The sequence below is a fragment of the Ornithinimicrobium carbonis genome (genome assembly GCF_977012275.1).
In genome coordinates this window covers 2,665,742-2,686,018 of sequence record NZ_OZ348993.1, presented here as the reverse complement: position 1 = coordinate 2,686,018, position 20,277 = coordinate 2,665,742, and the positions used below count along the sequence as shown (strand labels likewise).

19 protein-coding genes, 1 tRNA gene and 1 pseudogene are annotated in these 20,277 nt (G+C 72.5%); 10 read left to right on the top strand and 11 right to left on the bottom strand.

Features of this window, described 5'->3' with window-relative positions; genetic code table 11:
• Nucleotides 1-105: 105 nt before the first annotated feature.
• The gene (locus tag ACWHYA_RS12315; protein WP_431472939.1) at nucleotides 106-774 is read right to left on the bottom strand and encodes a hypothetical protein; all 669 of its coding nucleotides are present in this window, start codon (nucleotides 772-774) and stop codon (nucleotides 106-108) included.
• Nucleotides 775-1,297: 523 nt separating this feature from the next.
• Between ACWHYA_RS12315 and ACWHYA_RS12310 the strand changes: the two are divergent.
• A pseudogene (locus ACWHYA_RS12310) lies at nucleotides 1,298-2,242 on the top strand (recombinase family protein); the annotation flags it as partial.
• Between the two features lie 246 nt (nucleotides 2,243-2,488).
• The gene (locus ACWHYA_RS12305) at nucleotides 2,489-2,944 is read left to right on the top strand and encodes a hypothetical protein (RefSeq protein WP_425943740.1); all 456 of its coding nucleotides are present in this window, start codon (nucleotides 2,489-2,491) and stop codon (nucleotides 2,942-2,944) included.
• Here the strand turns inward: ACWHYA_RS12305 and ACWHYA_RS12300 are convergent.
• Both ACWHYA_RS12300 and ACWHYA_RS12295 read right to left on the bottom strand, forming a co-directional pair.
• Nucleotides 2,926-3,009, bottom strand: a tRNA-Leu gene (locus ACWHYA_RS12300). The genes ACWHYA_RS12305 and ACWHYA_RS12300 overlap by 19 nt on opposite strands.
• Before the next feature lie 74 nt (nucleotides 3,010-3,083).
• Nucleotides 3,084-4,487: a DNA polymerase IV gene (locus ACWHYA_RS12295; protein WP_425943483.1), complete on the bottom strand. Its 1,404-nt coding sequence runs from the start codon at nucleotides 4,485-4,487 to the stop codon at nucleotides 3,084-3,086.
• Between the two features lie 68 nt (nucleotides 4,488-4,555).
• Between ACWHYA_RS12295 and ACWHYA_RS12290 the strand changes: the two genes are divergently transcribed.
• Entirely contained in the window at nucleotides 4,556-5,086 is a 531-nt protein-coding gene (locus ACWHYA_RS12290) for a YbhB/YbcL family Raf kinase inhibitor-like protein (protein WP_425943484.1), read from the top strand.
• Complete coding sequence (locus tag ACWHYA_RS12285; protein WP_425943485.1) at nucleotides 5,083-5,628, top strand: YbaK/EbsC family protein; 546 nt, start codon at nucleotides 5,083-5,085, stop codon at nucleotides 5,626-5,628. Before ACWHYA_RS12290 ends, ACWHYA_RS12285 begins: the two co-directional genes overlap by 4 nt.
• 27 nt (nucleotides 5,629-5,655) lie before the next feature.
• On the opposite strand, the gene ACWHYA_RS12280 is transcribed toward ACWHYA_RS12285, so the two are convergent.
• Nucleotides 5,656-5,847, bottom strand: coding sequence for a hypothetical protein (locus tag ACWHYA_RS12280; RefSeq protein ID WP_425943486.1), 192 nt, complete (start codon nucleotides 5,845-5,847; stop codon nucleotides 5,656-5,658).
• Between the two features lie 144 nt (nucleotides 5,848-5,991).
• On the opposite strand from ACWHYA_RS12280, the gene ACWHYA_RS12275 reads away from it, so the two are divergent.
• Genes ACWHYA_RS12275 through ACWHYA_RS12265 form a run of 3 tightly spaced genes read left to right on the top strand, consistent with a single transcriptional unit; the run spans nucleotide 5,992 to nucleotide 10,440 of the window.
• The gene (locus ACWHYA_RS12275) at nucleotides 5,992-7,014 is read left to right on the top strand and encodes a cyclic nucleotide-binding domain-containing protein (protein ID WP_425943487.1); all 1,023 of its coding nucleotides are present in this window, start codon (nucleotides 5,992-5,994) and stop codon (nucleotides 7,012-7,014) included.
• Complete coding sequence (locus ACWHYA_RS12270; RefSeq protein WP_425943488.1) at nucleotides 7,007-9,628, top strand: tetratricopeptide repeat protein; 2,622 nt, start codon at nucleotides 7,007-7,009, stop codon at nucleotides 9,626-9,628. The genes ACWHYA_RS12275 and ACWHYA_RS12270 overlap by 8 nt, the downstream gene beginning before the upstream one ends.
• Before the next feature lie 11 nt (nucleotides 9,629-9,639).
• Nucleotides 9,640-10,440, top strand: coding sequence for a maleylpyruvate isomerase family mycothiol-dependent enzyme (locus ACWHYA_RS12265; protein ID WP_425943489.1), 801 nt, complete (start codon nucleotides 9,640-9,642; stop codon nucleotides 10,438-10,440).
• Between the two features lie 6 nt (nucleotides 10,441-10,446).
• On the opposite strand, the gene ACWHYA_RS12260 is transcribed toward ACWHYA_RS12265, so the two are convergent.
• Nucleotides 10,447-11,142, bottom strand: coding sequence for a M50 family metallopeptidase (locus tag ACWHYA_RS12260; protein WP_425943490.1), 696 nt, complete (start codon nucleotides 11,140-11,142; stop codon nucleotides 10,447-10,449).
• Between the two features lie 62 nt (nucleotides 11,143-11,204).
• Between ACWHYA_RS12260 and ACWHYA_RS12255 the strand changes: the two genes are divergently transcribed.
• On the top strand, nucleotides 11,205-12,122 hold the full coding sequence (locus tag ACWHYA_RS12255) for an exodeoxyribonuclease III (RefSeq protein WP_425943491.1): 918 nt from the start codon (nucleotides 11,205-11,207) through the stop codon (nucleotides 12,120-12,122).
• Between the two features lie 22 nt (nucleotides 12,123-12,144).
• Here ACWHYA_RS12255 and ACWHYA_RS12250 read toward each other — a convergent pair whose 3' ends face one another.
• The 4 genes from ACWHYA_RS12250 to ACWHYA_RS12235 form a co-directional block, all read right to left on the bottom strand.
• Nucleotides 12,145-12,507: a cupin domain-containing protein gene (locus ACWHYA_RS12250; RefSeq protein WP_425943492.1), complete on the bottom strand. Its 363-nt coding sequence runs from the start codon at nucleotides 12,505-12,507 to the stop codon at nucleotides 12,145-12,147.
• Nucleotides 12,508-12,573: 66 nt separating this feature from the next.
• Nucleotides 12,574-13,434, bottom strand: a complete 861-nt coding sequence (locus ACWHYA_RS12245; protein WP_425943493.1) for a TrmH family RNA methyltransferase — start codon at nucleotides 13,432-13,434, stop codon at nucleotides 12,574-12,576.
• Nucleotides 13,434-14,198, bottom strand: coding sequence for a sulfite exporter TauE/SafE family protein (locus ACWHYA_RS12240; RefSeq protein WP_425943494.1), 765 nt, complete (start codon nucleotides 14,196-14,198; stop codon nucleotides 13,434-13,436). Before ACWHYA_RS12240 ends, ACWHYA_RS12245 begins: the two co-directional genes overlap by 1 nt.
• Nucleotides 14,195-15,031: an ABC transporter ATP-binding protein gene (locus ACWHYA_RS12235; protein WP_425943495.1), complete on the bottom strand. Its 837-nt coding sequence runs from the start codon at nucleotides 15,029-15,031 to the stop codon at nucleotides 14,195-14,197. The genes ACWHYA_RS12240 and ACWHYA_RS12235 overlap by 4 nt, the downstream gene beginning before the upstream one ends.
• 90 nt (nucleotides 15,032-15,121) lie before the next feature.
• Here ACWHYA_RS12235 and ACWHYA_RS12230 point away from each other — a divergent pair, with 90 nt between their 5' ends.
• Complete coding sequence (locus ACWHYA_RS12230; RefSeq protein ID WP_425943496.1) at nucleotides 15,122-15,889, top strand: hypothetical protein; 768 nt, start codon at nucleotides 15,122-15,124, stop codon at nucleotides 15,887-15,889.
• Between the two features lie 866 nt (nucleotides 15,890-16,755).
• On the opposite strand, the gene glgA is transcribed toward ACWHYA_RS12230, so the two are convergent.
• Nucleotides 16,756-18,003 (bottom strand): glycogen synthase, encoded by a 1,248-nt coding sequence (glgA, locus tag ACWHYA_RS12225; protein ID WP_425943498.1) that lies wholly within the window; start codon nucleotides 18,001-18,003, stop codon nucleotides 16,756-16,758.
• A gap of 118 nt (nucleotides 18,004-18,121) precedes the next feature.
• On the opposite strand from glgA, the gene glgC reads away from it, so the two are divergent.
• Nucleotides 18,122-19,378, top strand: coding sequence for a glucose-1-phosphate adenylyltransferase (gene glgC, locus ACWHYA_RS12220; protein ID WP_425943500.1), 1,257 nt, complete (start codon nucleotides 18,122-18,124; stop codon nucleotides 19,376-19,378).
• 136 nt (nucleotides 19,379-19,514) lie between these two features.
• Here the strand turns inward: glgC and fabI are convergent, their stop codons facing one another.
• Nucleotides 19,515-20,270 carry an enoyl-ACP reductase FabI gene (fabI, locus tag ACWHYA_RS12215; protein WP_425943502.1) on the bottom strand — a complete coding sequence of 252 codons (756 nt, stop codon included), beginning with the start codon at nucleotides 20,268-20,270 and terminating at the stop codon, nucleotides 19,515-19,517.
• Nucleotides 20,271-20,277: the final 7 nt, after the last annotated feature.

Below are 20,277 nucleotides of genomic sequence, written 5' to 3'. Positions count from 1 at the left end.
TTATCGGACTGACTTCCCGACACTCTGGCTCGGCCTGGGCCGGCGCACTAGCCAGGGTGGAGACGGTGGATCCCATGATCAGAGTCAGGGTGGACCACAGGATCGCTAGCCGTCGCACGGCTCGTTCCGATTCGTGTCCTCGACGACGTACCAGCCCAACTGGGCCGAGTCGTCACGCTCCAGGACGTAGTCCTGCAGCGTTCGATCCAATCGATCCTCAGTGATGACCGAGTTACCGTCCTCGTCAACCGCTTGGACAGCCGACACGTCTAGACACGCCACCGCCTCTGCTGTCTTCCCGCCGGCGGTGACCTCGAGTGCTTCGACATCCATGGTCCCGCTGAAGCTGAGCTCTTGGGCCTGTGCCGCCATCACCTCGGTGACCCATTTCTCCCGGGCGGCGTCCCGAGAAAACGGATAGATACCTTCGATCGATTCATCGCCGTTGAAGGCGTCGCTCAACGCGACTGTGTAGAGCTGCAGCGTCTCCTCGATGTTGGCCTCGTCCTGCTCCTCTACCGACAACTCCGGCGGCGCGCTCGTGGTCTCCGCGTCGTCACCCGGCGCCTCGGTCGTCGGGTCGGACTCCGAGGGCGAGGGAGTCTCCGTGGTGGGCACCGGTGCAGAGGTGGTCTCCTCAAGGGGCTCATCGCTGCAGGCGTTCAGGACCATGACCGCCGTGAGCCCCAGGACAGCCCCCAGGCCAGCATGCCTTCTCATCATCGCTACCTCCTCGAGGTCCCCATGCGTCCGATCGCAACTCCCGGGGTCCACCAGTTCTCGATTCGAAGGACCGTAGCCCGAACGACTCCGCCCATGCCTGCACGAGCAGGCCAGCCTGTGGACAACTCTTCGCCACCGACGAGTACGCAGGCCCTTCCCCGAACGACGGTATCCGCGTGCAGGTCAGCAGGGGTTCAAGAGTAGGTATGGAGTTGTCCAAGTCTGACGGGTTGCACGTCCTGACATGCTCGCCTAGGTCGCCGTCGTGGGGACTGGCCCCAGCCTTCTGTGCTCTGCGGGTGGACCCGCTACGGGGGTTGAACCCGCATCCGGGTTCCATGGAAGCTTCACCAGCCCTACAGAACCGAGCCGACGACCAACCGTCCCTTCGTCGGACCAGATCCAACACGGTGAGTGACTTGGTTCGGCGGAGCGATCCTGGTGCGGAGCACCTCACCTCGACGCTGCGCGTAGACCTACCATGTGACTACACCTTGCCAAGTACGACTGTCCGGATCCTGGCAGACATCATCGTCGCCACCATGCAGTCGCGGGATCGGCCATCGGAGGTCGCATGATTCGAGTCGCCTTCTACGGCCGCGTGTCCACGGAGGACCAGCAGGACCCAGCTGCTTCGAGAGGGTGGCAACTGCGGAGAGCCAAACAGCTGGTGGAGATGCACGGCGGACAGGTGGTGCAGGAGTTCTTCGATATCGGAACGAGTCGCTCCCTCCCATGGAAGCGCAGACCCGAGGCGAACCGACTGCTAGACCTGCTCAGCCAGCCCGATCGAGGGTTTGAAGCCGTTGTCATCGGTGAACCGCAGCGAGCCTTCTATGGCAACCAGTTCGGACTCACTTTCCCCGTGTTTACCCACTACGGCGTGCAGCTGTGGGTCCCAGAGGTAGGCGGACCCGTCGATCCTGGGTCCGAGGCCCACGACATGGTGATGATGCTGTTCGGGGGGATGTCCAAGGGCGAACGCACTCGCGTGCAGGTTCGAACCAAAGCCGCGATGCAGGACCTGGCCTCCACCACGGACCGATTCTTAGGTGGTCGCCCCCCGTACGGGTATCAGCTCGTAGACGCAGGCCCTCACCCAAATCCGGGCAAAGCAGCCTCCGGTCAGCGAGCACACCGACTCGTCGCTGATCCGGTGACGGCCCCGGTGGTCCAGCTGATATTCAAGCTTTGCGCAGAGGGGCACGGTCTTCGGTCGATCGCCCAAAAGCTGACGGATGCCGGCCATCCGTCGCCCTCTGCTCACGACCCCCGCCGCAACCCCCATCGTGATCCGCGGGGTTGGTCGTACGCGTCAGTCAGGGCGATACTTCAAAACGAGACATACACTGGGGTGAGAGTCTGGGGCAAACAGGAAAAGTTCGAGACACTAATCGACCCAGAGGATGTTGGGGCCGGATACGTGACCCGAATGCGGTGGCGCAACGAAGACACCTGGGTACGGTCGACTAGCGGGACACATCCTGCCCTGATATCAAACGACTTGTTCGCAGCTGCTCGTGGACAGATCGCAAGTCCGACCCCGACCGTGAGTCGCGCGAAACGCACAGAACGTCCCTATCAGTTGCGCGGAGTACTATTCTGCGTCCATTGCGGACGTCGCATGCAGGGCGCCTGGCGATCAAATCGAGATGACCGATCTTCGGGTCGCCTACTTTATCGGTGCACACTGCGGGGGGCACGAACGGTACCTCCCGAACTGCAGGATCACCCGCGCTCTCTTTACGTTCGCGAGGACGCTATCGTGCCGTCACTCGACGCCTGGATTGCCAAGTTGACGAACCCCGAAACCCTTGCTTCGACAGCAGCAGAAGCCCCGGTCGACCAGATGCACGATTCCCTACGGCGTCAGATAGCCGAGCTCGATCGGAAGATCACGGCCTTGGTGGCAGCAGTGGAGACCGGCGGAGATATCGAGGCCCTCACGGCACGACTGCGCGAGCGTTCCCGGGAGAGAGAAGGACTCCTGGCGCAGATGCGTGCGAGATCCGCTCCCAGCCGACCAACACCAGCCCAGATTGAGCATGCGATCCAAGAACTAGGTGGAATCGCCACCATCCTCGCCAAGGCCGAGCCTCTCGAGAAGGCCAAACTGTATCTGTCGCTGGACATTCGGCTCGAGTACGACCACGCGAAGAAGCTGGTCACCGCGACCGCGGGGCAAGCGTGTGTCCAGCAGCGTGTCCGGAGGGGGACTTGAACCCCCACGCCCGTTAAGGGCACTAGCACCTCAAGCTAGCGCGTCTGCCATTCCGCCACCCGGACAGGGTGCCACCCGCCGGAGCGGGCAACGACGGACAAGATTAGCACGGTCGGACCGGTGCTCCGTGCCACTCCGCTCACCGCGCACCGACGTCCTCACCCTCCTCCGCGCGCCAGTCCGGCGGGTCCGCCGGTGACAGCGCGGGGTCGTCGGTCGTGAAAGTCCGGACCGGCCCCGGCGCCGTCCGAGGACCCTCGAACCGGACCGTGACGCGCCCGCGTCCGCTGCCCCACACCCACCCCGGTCCGTGGTGGTCGTGCCGCACGTCCTGACCGGTCCGCCAGCCCTCGGACCCGCCCAGCCGGGTCGCCACCGCGCTCGGGGGACCCGCCGCCTCCGTGGCCACCTCGACCGGTGAGCTCGCGTCGGGCAGGAGCAGGTTCTGGTGCACGGCACCGTCCAGCACGACCAGCTCCTCCTGGGCGTGGTCGGTCAGACCGCTGACCCCCAGGCCGAGCAGCCGGATCCCCCCGGACACGTCCACCCCCGCCAGCAGCCGGCGCCCCTCCCGCAGCACGACCGTCTCGTCCCCGGTGGCGAAGGGCAGGGTGGCCGACCGTGTCTGGGTGCTGAAGTCGTGCTGACGGACCTTCACGGTCACCGTGCGCGCGAACGTCGTGGCGTCCGTCAGCCGGCCGGCCAGCCGGGCCGCCATCCGGGCCAGCTCACCCTCCAGCAGGGGCCGTTCGACGACGTCGGTCTCGAAGGTCTCCTCGACCGAGATGCTCTTGGCCTCCCGTTCCACCACGACGGCCCGGTCGTCCTCGGCGCGTCCGAGGCGGTGCAGCGACTCCCCGTGCGCCGTCCCGAAGATCGCGACGAGGTCGCTGCGGGACACCCTGGCCAGGTCGCCCACCGTCTCGACCCCGAACGTCCGCAGCCGGGCGGCCGTCGCCGGGCCGACCCCGGGCACCGCGCGCACCGGCAGGGGGTGCAGCACCTCCAGCTCCCGCCCGGGCCGGACGACCGTCGTCCCGCCCGGCTTGTCCATCTCGCTCGCCAGCTTGGCCATCATCTTCGAGGTCGCCACGCCCACCGAGGCGGTCAGGCCTCCCGTCGCGGCGGTGATCTCCCCGAGCAGGCGGCCGCACCACTCCTCGACCGCCTCCCCCTCCCAGCCGGGCGGGGCCTCCCCCGCGGCCAGGTCGACGTACGCCTCGTCCACCGACACCTGCTCCACGAGGGGTGAGCGGGAGCGCAGGATCTCCATGACGACCTGGGAGCTGGCGCGGTAGGCGGCGAACCGGGACGAGAGGAATGCGGTGCCCGGCGGGCAGCGCCGGCGGGCCTCCGCCGTCGGCATGGCCGACCGGGCCCCGAAGACCCGCGCCTCGTAGGACGCGGTCGAGACCACGCCGCGGTGCCCGGTCCCCCCGACGATCACCGGTCGCCCGCGCAGGGACGGCTTGTCCCGCTGCTCCACCGCCGCGAAGAACGCGTCGAGGTCCAGGTGCAGGATGCAGCGCCTGGGGTCGGCCATGAGGCCACTGTGCCACGGGCCTCCCGGCCCCACGTGCGACCGCCAGGCGCGCTCGTTAGGGTCGGGCCATGGACCTGGAACGCACCCTTGCCCCGCACCCGCTCGAGCACCTGCCGGCCGCGCCCGCCGAGCTGCAGGTCACCAGCGAGGACTTCGAGGACGGCTCGCCGCTGCCGTCGACGGCCGGCTTCGGGTTCGGCAACACCTCCCCGCAGCTGTCCTGGAGCGGCGCCCCCGAGGGCACCCGGTCCTACCTCCTCGTCTGCCACGACCCGGACGCGCCCGTCCTCGGCGGCTTCCACCACTGGGCCGTCGTGGGCATCCCGCCCGAGGTGACCTCCCTGCCGACCGGTGCCGGTGAGTTCGGTCAGCCGGTCGGGGCGGGCGCGACCACGCTGGCCAACGACTACGGCACCCGCGACTTCGGCGGCTGCGCACCCCCCGAGGGCGACCCCGCCCACCGCTACGTCTTCACGGTGTGGGCGCTGGACGTGGCCGACACCGGGCTGGACGCCCGGACGTCGGTCGCCAAGGCGCAGTTCAGCACGCTGGGCAACGTCCTGGCCCGGGGGTCGATCACCGGCACCTACCAGCTGTGAGGCTGGCCTGGGTCCCGGCGCTGGAGCGCCCCGACCTCCTCGCCGACCCCGTCCGCGAGGCGCTGGAGGGTATGCGGTCCGCGGGCACCGTCGACGTGGGCCGGATCGAGGTCGCCGAGATCGACCCCGCCTCGGCCGACACCGCCGACCTCGTGGCGGTCACCGGGATGGACCTGGCGGACATGGCCAACTGTCTCGTCGTGGCCGGCGCCCGTTCCGGTGAGGAGCGCGTCTGCGCGGTGCTCGTGCTGGGTCACACCAGGGCCGACGTGAACCGGACGGTCCGCAAGGCCCTGGAGGTGCGCAAGTGTTCCTTCATGGCCATGGACGACGCGGTCGCGCGCACGGGGATGGAGCACGGCGGCATCACCCCGGTCGGGCTGCCCGCCGACTGGCCGGTCCTCGTCGACGCCCGTGTCCTCGACCGCGCGGCGGTCGTCGTCGGATCAGGCGTGCGGCGCAGCAAGCTGCGCCTCCCGGGCGCACTGACAGCAGACCTGCGCGGGGTGCAGGTGGTGGACGGTCTGGCCGCCGAGGTCTAGGACCCGCAGGTCAGGCGGTCCAGGACCTCAGGTGCGGTCCTGCTTGTTCCGCAGGGCCTCGTGCCGGGGGGCCGCCTGCAGGTTGCCGTCCCCGCCGTCGTCGGACCCGGGCCCCTCGTCGGGCCGCCCTGCGACCTGCAGGCGCACGCCGTAGCGCTCCTCCACGAGGCTGATGACGTGGTCCAGCGGGTCGTTCTCGTCGTCGAAGGTGATCTCCATGCTCGGACGCTAGGGCACCGGAGGCCTCCTGTCACCCCCTGGCGCCACCGGGTCCTCCTCGCGAGGACCGGGACGTCATCCCCAGGGACGATCCCGGGCCAATTTCAGGTGCGGGCCGCTGCCTGTGGTGCTTGACTTCCCTCCATGGACGTCAAGGGCCAGGCGATCACGATGTCGTGGATCCCCTCGGAGTCCGTCCGCAACTGGTTGCGCGGCGGTTTCGAGCTGGGACTGTCGCACTACGACGACCCGCCCAGGGACGTCGTCGACGGCCCCGAGGACGTGCGCGCCCTGCGCGACGACGACCGCTTCCGGTTCGCCAACGTCCTCACCGGCTGGGCCGAGTTCGGCGACGGTCCGCCCCGTGGCGGGTACGGGGAGGACTCCGGACTGCTCATGGGCAGCACCACCGTCCGGGCCCGGGTGGCGACCGTCACGTTCATGGGGTTCGGCCTCCCGGTGCTCCAGGCCGAGCCGGAGATCACCGAGGACCGGGTGGTCCTGCGGCAGACGGTGGGCGGCCGCACCGGCATCCCCCTCCCCCGTCCGGTCAAGCACGCGCCCTACGTGCGGTGGCAGGCTCCCATCGTGTGGACCACTCTGCAACTGACGCTGACCAGGGACGGCGACCGGCTCGTCGAGCTGGTCGGCGCCTCCTCCTTCCCCCGGCACTGGGTCTACGGCAGCGACGGCAGGCTGCAGAGCAAGTCGGGCCTGGCCCAGCTGCAGGACTGGTTGGACCACAGCTTCGGCGACCGCACCCCCTGGGGGTCCCAGGACTCGCCCGCCCTCACCATCGCCGCGGAGTCGGCGGCCGAGCGTCGGCTCTCGAGCACCATCATGCGGGGGGAGCAGACCCCCAGGATCGTGCAGGTCGGCAAGGGCGAGGACGTCGTGCGCCAGGGCGAGGAGGGCACCGACGTGCACCTGGTGCTCGACGGCGTCCTCGACGTCAGCGTCGACGGCGACGTCCTGGCCGAGCTCGGCCCCGGTGCCGTGATCGGCGAGCGCGCCGCGCTCGAGGGTGGCCGCCGGTCGGCGACGGTGACCGCCCGCACGCCGGTCCGGCTGGCCCGGGTCCCGGCGTCGGCCCTCGACGCCGGGGCGCTGGAAGAGGTGGCCGCGGCGCACCGTCGCGAGGAACGCCCGCCCGGTCCCCATGGCTGAGGCGTCCACGCGCGAGGAGACCCCCCGCCCCCGGCTGCCCGAGGGCACCCTGACGCTGCTCTTCAGCGACATCGAGGGATCCACGGTGCTGCTGGACCGCCTTGGCCTGTCCTACCGCGAGGTGCTCAGCACTCAGCGGATGATCATGCGCGAGGCCATCCACGACCACGGCGGCAGCGAGATGGGGACCGAGGGCGACTCCTTCTTCGTCGTCTTCCGCACGGCCCAGGACGCGCTGTCGGCCGCCGTCCAGGCGCAGGAGCGCCTGGCCACCACCCCCTGGCCCGAGGACGTCGACGTGAAGGTGCGGATGGGCCTGCACACCGGCGCCCCCCAGCGGCACGAGGACGGCTACGTCGGGATGGACGTCCACCTCGCCGCGCGCGTGGCCTCGACCGCCGGTGGGGGCCAGGTGCTGCTCACCGAGAGCACCCGCGCCCTCGTGGGCGAGGACCAGGTCCGGCTGCGGGACGTCGGGCTGCACCGGCTCAAGGACATCGACGCCCCGCAGCGCCTGCACGAGGTGGTGCTGGACCCGACCTCCGCGGCTCCCGGGCCCCGGGCGGTCCGCTCCCTGGGGTCCCCGGCGGACCTTCCCACGGTCCACGGGCCCCTCGTGGGGCGGGACACGGAGGTGGACCTCGTCCTGGGCCTGCTGGCCCCCGGCAGGGTCGTCACGGTCGTGGGTCCCGGGGGGGTCGGCAAGTCACGGCTCGCCATCGCCGTCGCCGCCCGCCGCGACGAGCTGCCGGACGGGGTGTGGTTCGTGCCCCTGGCCCGTTCCACCGACGAGGAGCAGGTATGGGGCGCGCTGGCGGCGGCCGCCGGTGTCCGGGGCGGCACGGGCACGCGGGAGCAGGTGCTGGCGGGGCTGTCCCGTCGGCGGCTCCTGCTGGTCATGGACAACCTGGAGCACCTCGCCCCGGCGGCGCCGGTCGTCGCCTCCGTGCTGGCGGAGGCACCCGGCGTGGAGGTCCTCGCCACCTCCCGCTCGCCCCTGCACCTGCTCGGGGAGCAGCTCGCGCCGCTCGCACCGCTCGAGCCTGCCGACGCGGTCGACCTCTACGTCGAGCACGTCCGTCGGCAGCGGCCTGGCTGGTCGCCCGACCACGACGAGCGCCAGGTGGTCGAGGCCGTCTGCGAGCGGATCGACGGGCTGCCGCTGGCGGTCGAGCTGGTCGCCGCCCGCAGCCGGCTCCTCACGCCCCGGGCCGTCCTGGCCCGCCTCGACGACGCCCTCGACCTGGCCGGGCGTGCGGTGGACCGCACCGACCGGCAGCTGTCCCTGCGCAGCACCCTCGACTGGAGCTGGCGCCTGCTGACCGAGGACGCGGCCGACGCCCTCGCCCGGCTCGGCGTCTTCCGGGGCCCGTTCGGGGTGGACGCCGCCGCGGCCGTCCTCGACCGGCCGGCCGACGACGTCGTCGACCTGCTCCTCGACCTCGTCGAGGCCAGCCTCGTGCACGCCGACGAGGAGGCCTCCGGGGAGCCCCGCTTCCGCATCCTGCGGGTGGTCTGCGCCTACGCCCAGGAGCGCCTCGGGGAGGACCCGGTGGCGGAGGCCGACGCCCGTCGCCGGCAGGCGGAGGTGGCGGCCGCGCTCGTGCGCCGGGAGTGCCCGCGGTTGCGCGGCACCCACCACGTGGCGGCGCTGGACAGCCTCGAGGAGCAGCACCACAACACCGCCCAGGCCCTCGACTGGTGCCTCCGCCCGGGATCGCCGCAGCTGGCGACCGGCCTGGAGATGTGCCGGCTCCTGACCCTGCACTGGCACCTGTCCTCCCGCCAGGACGAGGGCCGACGGTGGCTGGCCCGCGCCAGCGAGGTGGCCGGCGACAGCCAGGACCCCGAGGCCCTGGCGGCGTGGCACGGGCTGGGGATCATGCTCGACCAGCAGGGGGAGCTGGACCGCGCGGCCGAGATCCTGCGACGGTGCCTGGACGCGGCCGTGGCCCGGGGCGACCTGGCCACCCAGGGCCGGGAGTCCAACAGCCTGGGACTCGTCGAGATGCGACGGGGCCGCGTCGACGCGGCCCGGGAGCTGCTCGGCACGGCGCACCGGCTGGCGGTGGCCGCCGGTGACGACGAGCGTGTCTCCACCTGCCTGAACAACCTGGCCATGCTGGCGCTCGACGAGGGTGACGCGGACACGGCCCGACGGCTCCTGGGCGAGGTGCTCTCGATCGACGAACGGCTGGGTGACGTCTGGGGCATGGCGGTGGACCGGCTCAACCTGGCCGAGGCCCACCTCGCCGCCGGGGACCTTGCCGCGGCCCGGGAGGGGATGGTCGGCCACGGCGCGCAGATGCTCGCCCTGGGGGACAACGAGGTCGACGTGGAGCTCCTGGAGCACCTGGCGGTCCTGTGCACCCGTCTGGACCGGCGCGGTCCGGTCCCGCTGCTCCTGGGGGCGGCGGAGGCCGTCCGCCGGGCCAGCGACATCCCGCCGACCGAGGCCTACGCACGACGCCTGGCCGACGGGACCGCCGCGGCCCGCGACGCGGTCAGCCCCGGCGACTGGCAGCGCCTGACGGCCAGGGGAGGGCGCACCACGCCGCGGGAGGCCTGGGAGCAAGCGGTCGAGGCCCTCGACGCCCCGGCCCGGCAGGACTAGCCTGCGACGTCATGGACCCTCTGGCCGTCATCCGCTCCGAGTCCGACCGCTTCGCCGAGGTGCTCGCCGGTGCCGACCCGCAGGCACCGGTGCCCACCTGCCCCGGGTGGGACGCCCGTGACCTGCTCCACCACCTGGCCGAGGTGCACGCGTTCTGGGCGCAGGTGCTGGGGTCGGACGTGCGCGACGACGAGGGGGTCGAGGCCCTGGAGCAGGCCGCGCCCCCGCGGCCGGACGGCGTCGAGGAGCTTCTCGCCCTGCGGGCCCGGGCCACCGACGCCCTGCTGGAGCAGCTCGGCGCGCTGGACGACGCCGAGCCCCGCTGGTCCTGGTGGCCCCCGGACCAGACGGTGGGGTTCACCCGCCGCATGCAGACCTACGAGGCCACGCTGCACCGCGTCGACGCGGAGCTGACCGCCGGACTGCCACCCTCCCCGCTCGACCCGGAGGTCGCCGCGGGCGCGGTGGAGCACTGCGTCGACGTCATGTGGGGATACGTCCCGGACTGGGCCCAGGACGACTCCACGGCCGTGGTCGAGCTGGTCGCCACCGACACCGGCGACCGGTGGCAGGTGGACGTGGGCCGGTGGCACGGGACCGGACCGGAGTCGGGCACGGAGTTCGACATGGCCCGGGCGCGTCGCGCGGGTCAGGAGCCGGACCCGGCGCTGCCCACCGCCACGGTGACCGGGACCGCCCGCGACCTGGCGCTGTGGGCGTGGGGTCGCGGCCCCCGTTCCGCCGTCCGGATCGCCGGTGACGCGGACGCCGTCGCCGCGGTCGACCGCCTGATCGAGCAGGGGATCCAGTAGCCGGCCTCAGCGCAGGAGCAACCAGCCCGCCGCCCCCAGGCAGGCCACCGCCACCAGCCAGAACAGGGCCACCCACAGGACGGCGGGGACGCCGGTCAGCCCCGCCAGCTGGTCGACGTCCGAGCCCCGCGCACCACGTCGCCGGTGCCGCTGCAGCTCGACCACCGACCGGGGCGCCCCCAGCAGCACCACCCACACCAGCGCGGCGGCCACCCAGGAGAGCAACCGGGGCTCGGCGACCCAGGAGAGGACGGCGACGCCGGCGCCGGTTACCACCACGACCAGCAGCCCGTAGACGTTGCGCACGAGCAGCAGCACCACGCCGCACAGGAGCACGAGCGCCCAGAGCAGCCCCACGGCATACCCCCGGGACAGCAGCGCGGCCGCGCCCAGGCCGACCAGGGCCGGCGCCGGGTAGCCCGCGAGCAGCATCAGCACCATCCCCGGTCCGCGGGCGCGGCCCCGCGAGAGCGTCAGGCCCGAGGTGTCCGCGTGCAGGCGTATGCCGTGCACGCGCCTCCCGGCGAGCACGCCGACCGCGGCGTGACCGGCCTCGTGCAGCAGGGTGACCAGGTGGCGCACCACCCGGTGGCCCACGGGGCTCCAGGTCACGAGGAGGGCGAGCAGCGCCAGGACCAGGAGCGCGGTCGGCGACGGGGCGGGCTGCGTGGTCAGGGCCCGCTCCCAGATCTGCTCCAGCACGTGCCGAAGCCTCGCACGACCCGCTGGGAGCCGGCTGCGGCGGCAGCGCATACCCTCGAGCGGTGCTCCGCGTCGCCACCCTCAACGTCAACGGGATCCGGGCCTCCCACCGCCGGGGGTTCGGCGACTGGCTGGCCACCCGCGGTTGCGACGTGGTCGCCCTGCAGGAGGTGCGCTGTCCGTTGGCGGCCCTGCCGCCGGGGGCGTTCGGGGACCGCCACGTGGTCTACGAGCCGGGGCAGGTGGCCGGGCGCAACGGGGTCGCGGTGCTGACGCGGCAGGCACCGGTCGGCGTGCGCACGTGGGACGCGGGCGTGCTGGTGCGGGGGCCTGGCGAGGAGCACCTGCACACCGTCCCCGCACCCGACGGGGTCCCGCTGGCCCGGGGGCTGGGTCGGCACGCGCACGAGGGCCGCTACGTCGAGGTGGACCTGGCGGAGGCACCGGTGACCGTCGCCAGCCTCTACCTGCCCAAGGGAGGGCTGCCGGCCCGGTTGCAGGTGCCCGCCCGCATGCGGGAGGCGTCCGACGGCGGTGTCCGCTACGAGCGCAAGATGCGCTTCCTGGCCGCCTTCGCCCGGCAGCTGACCCGGAGCCGGCGGGCCGCCGCCGCCCGGGGACGCGAGCTGCTCCTGGTGGGCGACCTCAACGTGGCGCACACCCGGCACGACGTGGCCGCCTGGCGCCGGGCGCAGACCTCGGAGGGCTTCCTGCCCGAGGAGCGGGCCTGGATGGACGACCTGCTCTCGCCCCGGACCCTCGTCGACGTGGTGCGCTCGCTGCACCCGGGCACGGACGGGCCGTACTCGTGGTGGAGCTGGTTGGGCGGGGCCTTCGAGCGGGACACGGGGTGGCGGATCGACCACCACCTGGCGACACCGCGCCTGGCCCGCACCGCGGTCTCGGCGGTCGTCGACCGTGACCACCGCGGGGTGCGGCTCTCCGACCACTCCCCCGTCGTCGTGGACTACGACGTGTGAGCCGTTCCTGGGCGTGCCTGCGTCAGGCGGGCGCGGCGTCGGGGTGGGTGCTCGGCCTGGTCGTGGAGTTCTTGAGCTCGACGAAGATCACGTGGGTGGAGGTGCGCCCGATGTTCTCGCCGGCATGCACCTGGGCGGGCAGCCAGGCGACGTGACCCTGCTCCATCCGCACGTCGCGGGAACCGCCGTCGTAGGCGAGGCGACGTTCGAAGCCGGAGAGGGTGCACATCACCGAGTCCGGGTGCCGGTGAGCACTGGTGCGGGCTCCTGGCTCGTCGCGGTACTCCAGGACGCGGACGCGGTCGTTCTCCAGGACCACGTGGTACTTGTCCGGATCGGTGACGACCGGGTCGTCGGCGCGGTCCGGGCTGCGGGTGTCTCCCATGGCAGTCCCCTGGGTGCGGTGCGGTGAGGGTCCGACAGCCCAGTGTCCGTCCGCCGTCCCCCGACGTCAAGGGTCCGGAGGCGCCCCCTCGGGTCGCAGCGCCCAGAAGGCCACGGCCGAGGCGGCCGCCACGTTGAGGCTGTCCACACCGCCGCCCATCGGGATGCGCACGACCACGTCGGCGTCCTCCACGGTCCGCCGCGACAGTCCGTCGCCCTCGGTGCCCAGGACGAGGGCGAGCCGCTCGGGGGCGTCCGCGGCGAGCCGGTCGAGGGTCACCGCGTCGTCGGTCAGCGCGAGGGCGGCGACGGTGAAGCCGGCCCCCTGGAGGGTGGCCACGCCCCCGGGCCAGGGCTCCACCCTGGTCCAGGGGACCTGGAAGACGGTCCCCATGGACACCCGGACCGAGCGCCGGTACAGCGGGTCGGCGCAGCGGGGCGTGACCAGGACCGCGTCCACCCCCAGGGCGGCCGCGGAGCGGAAGACCGCGCCGACGTTGGTGTGGTCCACCACGTCCTCGAGCACCGCGACGCTGCCGGCCCCGACCAGGACCTCGTCGAGCGACGGCAGCCGGGGCCGGTGCATGGCGGCGATCGCCCCGCGGTGCAGGTGGAAGCCGGTCATCTCCTGCACGACGGCGGGGCTGGCGACGTGGACGGGCGTGCCCGCGGTGACGGCCGGTGCGACGAGGTGGGCGAGGTCCTCGACCCACCGGGGTGTCAGCAGCAGCGAGCGCATCCGGTGGCCGGCCGCGAGGGCCCGGCCGATGACCTTGTCTGACTCCGCCAGGTAGAGACCCTCGGCCGGTTCGAGCACACGGCGCAGGGCGACGTCGGTGAGGTGCAGGTAGTCGCGCACGCGCGGGTCGTCGGGGCGCTCGATCCAGGTGACCCCCTCCGGGAGGTCCGGTGCCGGCTGGTCGTCCATCAGGTCAGCAGCAGGTTGACGATGGCCACCGACCCGATGACGACGATGACCGCGCGCAGCAGGGCCGGCGGCATGGACCGGCCCACCCGCGCCCCGACCACCCCGCCCACGAGGGAGCCGATGCTGATGAGCAGCACGATCGTCCAGTTCACGATGCCGGGGGCGACGATCAGGAAGACGACGGCGGCCACGAAGTTGACGATCATGCCGAGCACGTTCTTGATCCCGTTGATCTGCTGCAGGCCCAGCGGCAGCAGGATGCTCATGATCCCCAGCAGCAGCACGCCCTGGGCCGCGCCGAAGTAGCCGCCGTACATCCCCGCGACAAGGATCCCCAGCAGCAGCACGACCCACCGGCCCGGGGTGATCCGGTCCGCGTGGTGCCGGACCGCCCAGGCCGACAGGCGGGGGCCCAGGACGACGAGGACCAGGGCCAGGAAGATCAGCACGGGCACGATGGCCTCGAAGGCGGCCGCCGGGAGGACGAGCAGCAGCAGGGCGCCCAGGATCGAACCCAGCAGCGAGGCCGGCGCCAGCCGGCGCAGCATGGGGCCGAGGGTGCGCAGCTCGTGGCGGTAGCCCCAGGCCCCGGTGATCCCGCCGGGGACCAGGCCGAGGCTGTTGGAGATGTTGGCCGACACCGGGGGGTAGCCGAAGAAGAGGAGGGTGGGGAAGGTCACCAGCGTGCCGGACCCCACGATGGTGTTGATGGTGCCGGCTGCCAGGCCGGCCAGGATGATGGCGACGACCTCCCAGACGCTCACCGGGCGGTCTGGCCCGCCGGGGGCGGTGCGTCCTCGGCCGTCGTCGGCGGCTGCTCGGCCCGGGCGGCCCAGCGCTCCCCGTGGCGGTCGACCACCAGGGGGATGCCGAAGGTCGAGGAGAGGTTCTCGGCGGTGAGCGTGACCTCGATCGGGCCGGCGGCCACCACCCCGCCGTCGCGCAGCATGAGGATGTCGGTGAAGCCCGGGGGGATCTCCTCCACGTGGTGGGTCACCAGGACCATCGCAGGGGCCTCCAGGTCCTGAGCGAGCAGGCTGAGCCGGCCGACCAGGTCCTCCCGGCCCCGCAGGTCCAGCCCCGCCGCCGGCTCGTCCAGCAGCATGAGCTCAGGGTCGGTCATCAGGGCCCGCGCGATCTGCACACGCTTGCGCTCCCCCTCCGAGAGGGTGCCGAAGCGCCGTCGGGACAGGTGGGCGACCCCCAGCGCCTCGAGCAGCTCGGTGGCCCGCTGCTCGTCGGCCGCGTCGTACTCCTCCCGCCAGCGGCCCAGGACTCCGTAGGCGGCAGTGACGACCACGTCGCTGACCCGCTCCTCGTCCGGGATGCGGTCCGCCACCGCGGCGCTGGAGACGCCGATCCGGGGTCGCAGCTCGAAGACGTCGACCGTCCCCAGCACCTCGCCCAGCACGCCTGCCACGCCGGTCGTGGGGTGCATGCGCGCGGCGGCCAGCTGCAGCAGGGTCGTCTTCCCGGCCCCGTTGGGGCCGATGACGACCCAGCGCTCGCCCTCCTCGATCGACCAGTCGACGTCCCTGAGCAGGTCGGTCGTCCCACGGCGCACGCCCACACCGGCGAATTCGAGGACATCGCTCATGGTGCGCCACTCTAGTCAGTCCCGCGCGGCGCGCCGCGCAGCCCCGCAGCATGTCCGCAGCCTCCCGCCGGTGCGCCTAGCATCGGGGCCGTGTCCGAGCACGAGCTGCCCGCCAGCGTCCGCGTCGCCCTGTGGGGGACGGCAGTCCTGGGCGGCCGCACGCCCGCGGCCGAGCTGCCCCGTCGCGCCCTTCCGGACCTGGACGAGTCCGCCGGCCTCGTGGAGGCGGTCGAGCTGTGGGCCTCCCTGGGCGAGCGGGCCGTGCTCGTGGCGCTGCCGCGCCCAGGGGACGTCGCCGGGATGCCCCGCGGTCCGGTCGAGCTCCTCGACGCGGCCACCCGCTCGCAGGAGTGCGTCTTCGTCCCGGCCGTCGGTGGCGCGCTGGTTCCGACGATCGAGCCCTTCGGCCCCGAGGGTGACCGGGGCTGGATGGCGCGCTGGACGGCATACCCGGCCGAGCCGGTGCCCACCCACCGGATCGAGGCGCTGGACCTGGGCCAGACCGAGCTGGGCCTGCGGACCGACCTCACGGCGCTCACCGAGCAGCTGGCGCGCACCGGCGCGCCCCCGTTCGGCCCGGACGCCGAGCGGGGGGTAGCCCGGGCCAGGGCCGTCCGGGACGGCGCCGGGAGCTGGGGTCTGCCGGGGGGTCTGCCGCCCCGTGCCCTGCGGGTGGTCGACCTGGCCGGGACGGTGCTCCGCCTGGCCGACGCCGGCCTGGACTCGGTGACCGGCTCGCTCGACGCGGCCAGCACGGCCGCCCGGGCCGAGCTGCTCCGCCGGCTGCAGGCCAGGGCCGCCTCTGCGCTGGCCGACGCCACCAACGTGGCCGCCCTGCATCTGGCGTACCGGTCGTAGGGACGGCGGCCCGCTCACTCCCGGTTGCTCCGGCGACTCCCGCGAGGACCGACACCGACGGTCCTGACGGCTCCCGGAGACGTCCCGCGAGGACCGACACCGACGGTCCTGACGGCTCCGCCGACCTCCCCGCCCCCCTCCGGCGTGTCGCGCACCGTGCGGCGCCCTTGTTGCGTGTCGCGGGGCCTGACGCCGTCGACGCAGCACGCGACACGCAGCAACGGCGCATCGTCCACACCGTTCGTCCGGTGGCGGACCCTGTCCACGGACGAGGCGCGGACGCTCGTGCTGTCAGGGGCGCACCGTCACCATCGCCGTCATGTCGATCGACGCATCGCCGAGGCAGGGTCGGAGGGCCCGTCCGGCCCGCACCTTTCCCGCCATGGAGCACCAGCGCGGACTGGCGACCTCCGCCCAGCTGCGGGATGCGGGGTGGTCCGGAGATGCGATCCGCCATGCGGAGGGTCGGACCATCCGGTCCGTCTACCCCGGTGTCTTCGCGCCCCACCGCGGTCCGCTGGCCCACGACGACCGTCTGGTCGCGGCCTTCCTGTGGGCCGGCGAGGGTGCCGTGCTGACCGGACGGGTGGCTCTCGACCGGTACGGCCTTTCGGCCGACCCGATCGACACGGATCCACGTCCAGGCAGGGGGAGCCGCACCGCGACCGGGGGCCTGACGACGGACACAGCCGGAGGGCTTGTTGCAGGAACGGGGCCCCAGCACGCGACCCGCCGCAGCGGCGGCGGCACGGTGCGCGACACGCCGGGACCGGAAGCCCCCCTGTGCGCGACACGCCGGGACCGGAGGCCCCCCTGTGCACGACACGCCGGCTGCGACACCGGCGCCGCACCTGACGCGAGCGGGGTCAGCCCAGCTGGGGCAGCTGCGGGGCGCGGCCCTCCAGCACGGCCCGGTAGACCTCGACGGTCCGCTCGGCGATCGTCGTCCAGGCGAACTGCTCGACCGCCCGACGACGCCCGGCCTCGCCCCGGCGGGCGGCCTCCTCCGGGTCCGAGAGGGCCGCGACGATCGCCTCGCCCAGGTCCGCCACGAACCGGTCCTCGTCCACCGGGGTCCCGGTCCCGTCGGTGACCTGCTCGATCGGGACCAGCCAGCCGGTCTCACCGTCGAGCACGACCTCGGGGATGCCGCCGGTGGCGGTGGCCACGACCGGCGCCCCGCAGGCCATCGCCTCGAGGTTGACGATCCCCAGCGGCTCGTAGACCGAGGGGCACAGGAAGACCGTCGCGTGCGACAGCACGGCGATCACCTTCTCGCGCGGCAGCATCTCTCCGATCCAGACGACCGGCGCCGCCCCCTCGCCCCGGTCCGAGCGCAGCTGGTCGACCAGACCGACGACCTCGGTCTCGATCTCCTTCGTGTCCGGAGCACCGGCCAGCAGGACGACCTGCACGTCGTCGTCGACGGACCGCAGCGCACGCAGCAGGTAGGGCAGCCCCTTCTGCCGGGTGATGCGGCCCAGGAACACCGCCGTGCGCGCCTGCGGGTCCAGGCCCTGGGACCGGACGAACTCCGCGGCCTCCTCGGAGGTGTCCCGCCGCCACAGCTCGCTGTCGATCCCGTTGTGCACCACGTGGACCTTGCCCGGGTCGACCGAGGGGTAGGCCGCGAGAATGTCGCGGCGCATGCCCGCGGAGACGGCGACGATCCCGGCCGCCCCCTCGTAGGACACCTTCTCGGCCATCGAGCTGATGCCGTACCCGCCGCCCAGCTGCTCGGCCTTCCACGGCCGCAGCGGCTCCAGGCTGTGCGCGCTGACCACGTGCGGGATGTCTGCCAGGAGCCCTCCGAGGTGACCGCCCAGGTTGGCGTACCAGGTGTGCGAGTGCACCAGGTCGGCCCCTCCCCCGGCCACGTCGTGGGCCATCAGCAGGTCGACCCCCAGCGTGCGCAGCGCCCCGTTGGCCTCCTCGAGGCCGGGGGGCACGGCATACCCGGCGGTGTCCTCCTCCTCGACGGGGTCGTCGAAGGCGCGCACCTGCACCTGCACCCCCTCCAGGCTCCGGAGGGCGCGGGTCAGCTCGGCCACGTGCACCCCCGCTCCTCCGTAGATGTGGGGCGGGTACTCGCGGGTGAGGATGTCGATGCGCACACGACCAACCTAGTGGTGCCGGGCGCGGCACGACCAGGGGTGCCGGGTATGCCGCCCGCCCCGCCCGGGGGGGCCGCCCCCCTCGCCAAGGGTCGCCCGCAGGCCATAGGGTCGTGCCATGGCAGCGCAGCGCGGTTCGCGTCTCAAGGTCCTGGCGATCGTCCTGGCGGGCGGGGAGGGCAAGCGGCTGATGCCCCTCACCGCCGACCGGGCCAAGCCTGCGGTCCCCTTCGGAGGGATCTACCGGCTCATCGACTTCGCCCTGTCGAACATCGTCAACTCCGGCTACCTGAAGGTGGTCGTGCTGACGCAGTACAAGTCGCACTCCCTGGACGCCCACATCACCAAGACGTGGCGCATGTCGACCCTGCTGGGCAACTACGTCGCCCCGGTGCCGGCGCAGCAGCGCGTGGGCAAGCAGTGGTTCGCCGGCTCGGCGGACGCCATCTTCCAGAGCCTGAACCTCATGCACGACGAGAAGCCCGACATCGTCGTCGTGGTCGGAGCCGACCACGTCTACCGGATGGACTTCTCCCAGATGGTGGCCCAGCACGTCGAGAGCGGCGCCGACTGCACGGTCGCCGCGATCCGCCAGCCGATCTCGCTGGCCGACCAGTTCGGAGTCATCGAGGTCGACCCGGAGGACCCGCGCCGCATCAAGGAGTTCCTGGAGAAGCCGACCTCCCCGCAGGGGCTGCCGGACGCCCCCGACGAGGTCCTGGCCTCGATGGGCAACTACGTCTTCTCCGCGGACGCCCTGGAGCGGTCGGTCATCGAGGACTCCCAGAAGGAGGACTCCTCCCACGACATGGGCGGGGACATCGTCCCGTCGTTCGTGGACGCCGGCGAGGGCTGGGTCTACGACTTCAAGGACAACGACATCCCGGGGGCGACCGACCGCGACCGCGGCTACTGGCGCGACGTGGGGACGATCGACTCCTACTACGAGGCCCACATGGACCTGGTCTCGGTGCACCCGGTGTTCAACATCTACAACGAGGCCTGGCCGATCTACACCAACTACGGCCCGCAGCCGCCGGCGAAGTTCGTGCACGGCTCCGGCGACCGGATCGGCCACGCGGTCAACTCCGCGGTCTCGCCGGGCTGCGTCATCTCCGGCTCCACGGTCAGCGACTCCGTCCTCTCACCCCGGGTGAAGGTGCACAGCTTCAGCCACGTCACCCGCTCGGTCCTCATGGACGGGGTCGAGGTCGGCCGGTCCTGCCAGATCCACCGGGCGATCATCGACAAGGGCGTCTTCGTCCCGGCCGGCGTGCACATCGGCGTGGACCGCGACCAGGATCTGGCCCGGGGATTCACCGTGACCGACTCCGGCATCACCGTGGTCGGCAAGGGGACGATCATCGAGGGCTGAGCCCCCGACCCGCCGGCGCCACAGTCCGCACCAGGTGGCGCCATACGCCGACCTGCAGCCGGAACACGTCCTGCAGCGGGTTCCTCCCCGCTGCAGGACGTGTTTCTCGCTCCGGGTGCGTCGAGAGCCAGGCCCGCTAGAAGCCCGTGGCGTGGTAGCCGCCGTCGACGTGCACGATCTCGCCCGTCGTCGCCGGGAACCAGTCGGACAGCAGGGCCACGCACGCCTGCGCGGCGGGCACCGGGTCCTTGACGTCCCAGCCCAGCGGGGCGTGCTCGCCCCACCTGGCGAACTGCTGGAAGTCCGGGATGGACTTGGCCGCGGTCGTGGCGATCGGGCCGGCGGAGACCAGGTTGGAGCGGATGCCCTGCGGGCCGAGGTCGCGGGCGAGGTAGCGGCTGGTGGACTCGAAGGCCGCCTTGGCCACGCCCATCCAGTCGTACATCGGCCAGGCGTACTGCGCGTCGAAGGTGAGCCCGACCACGGACCCGCCCGGCCCCATGCGCGGCAGGCAGGCGGCGGCCAGAGCCTTGAGCGAGTAGGCGCTGACGTGCACCGCGGTCGCGACGTCCTCCCACGGGGCCTGCATGAAGTCGAAGGCCCCCTTGGGGGCGAACCCGATCGAGTGCAGCACGCCGTCGAGGTGGTCGACGTGCTCGCCCACGCGCTCGGCCAGCGTGTCGAGGTGCTCGGTGTCGGTGACGTCGAGCTCGACGACCGGGGCCGGCTGCGGCAGCCGCTTGGCGATGGTCTGGGTGATGCGGAAGGTGCGGCCGAAGGAGGTCAGCACGACCTCGGCACCCTGCTCCTGGGCCATACGGGCCACGTGGAAGGCGATCGAGGAGTCCATGAGGACACCGGTGATGAGGATCTTCTTGCCGTCGAGGAGCATGGGCGAG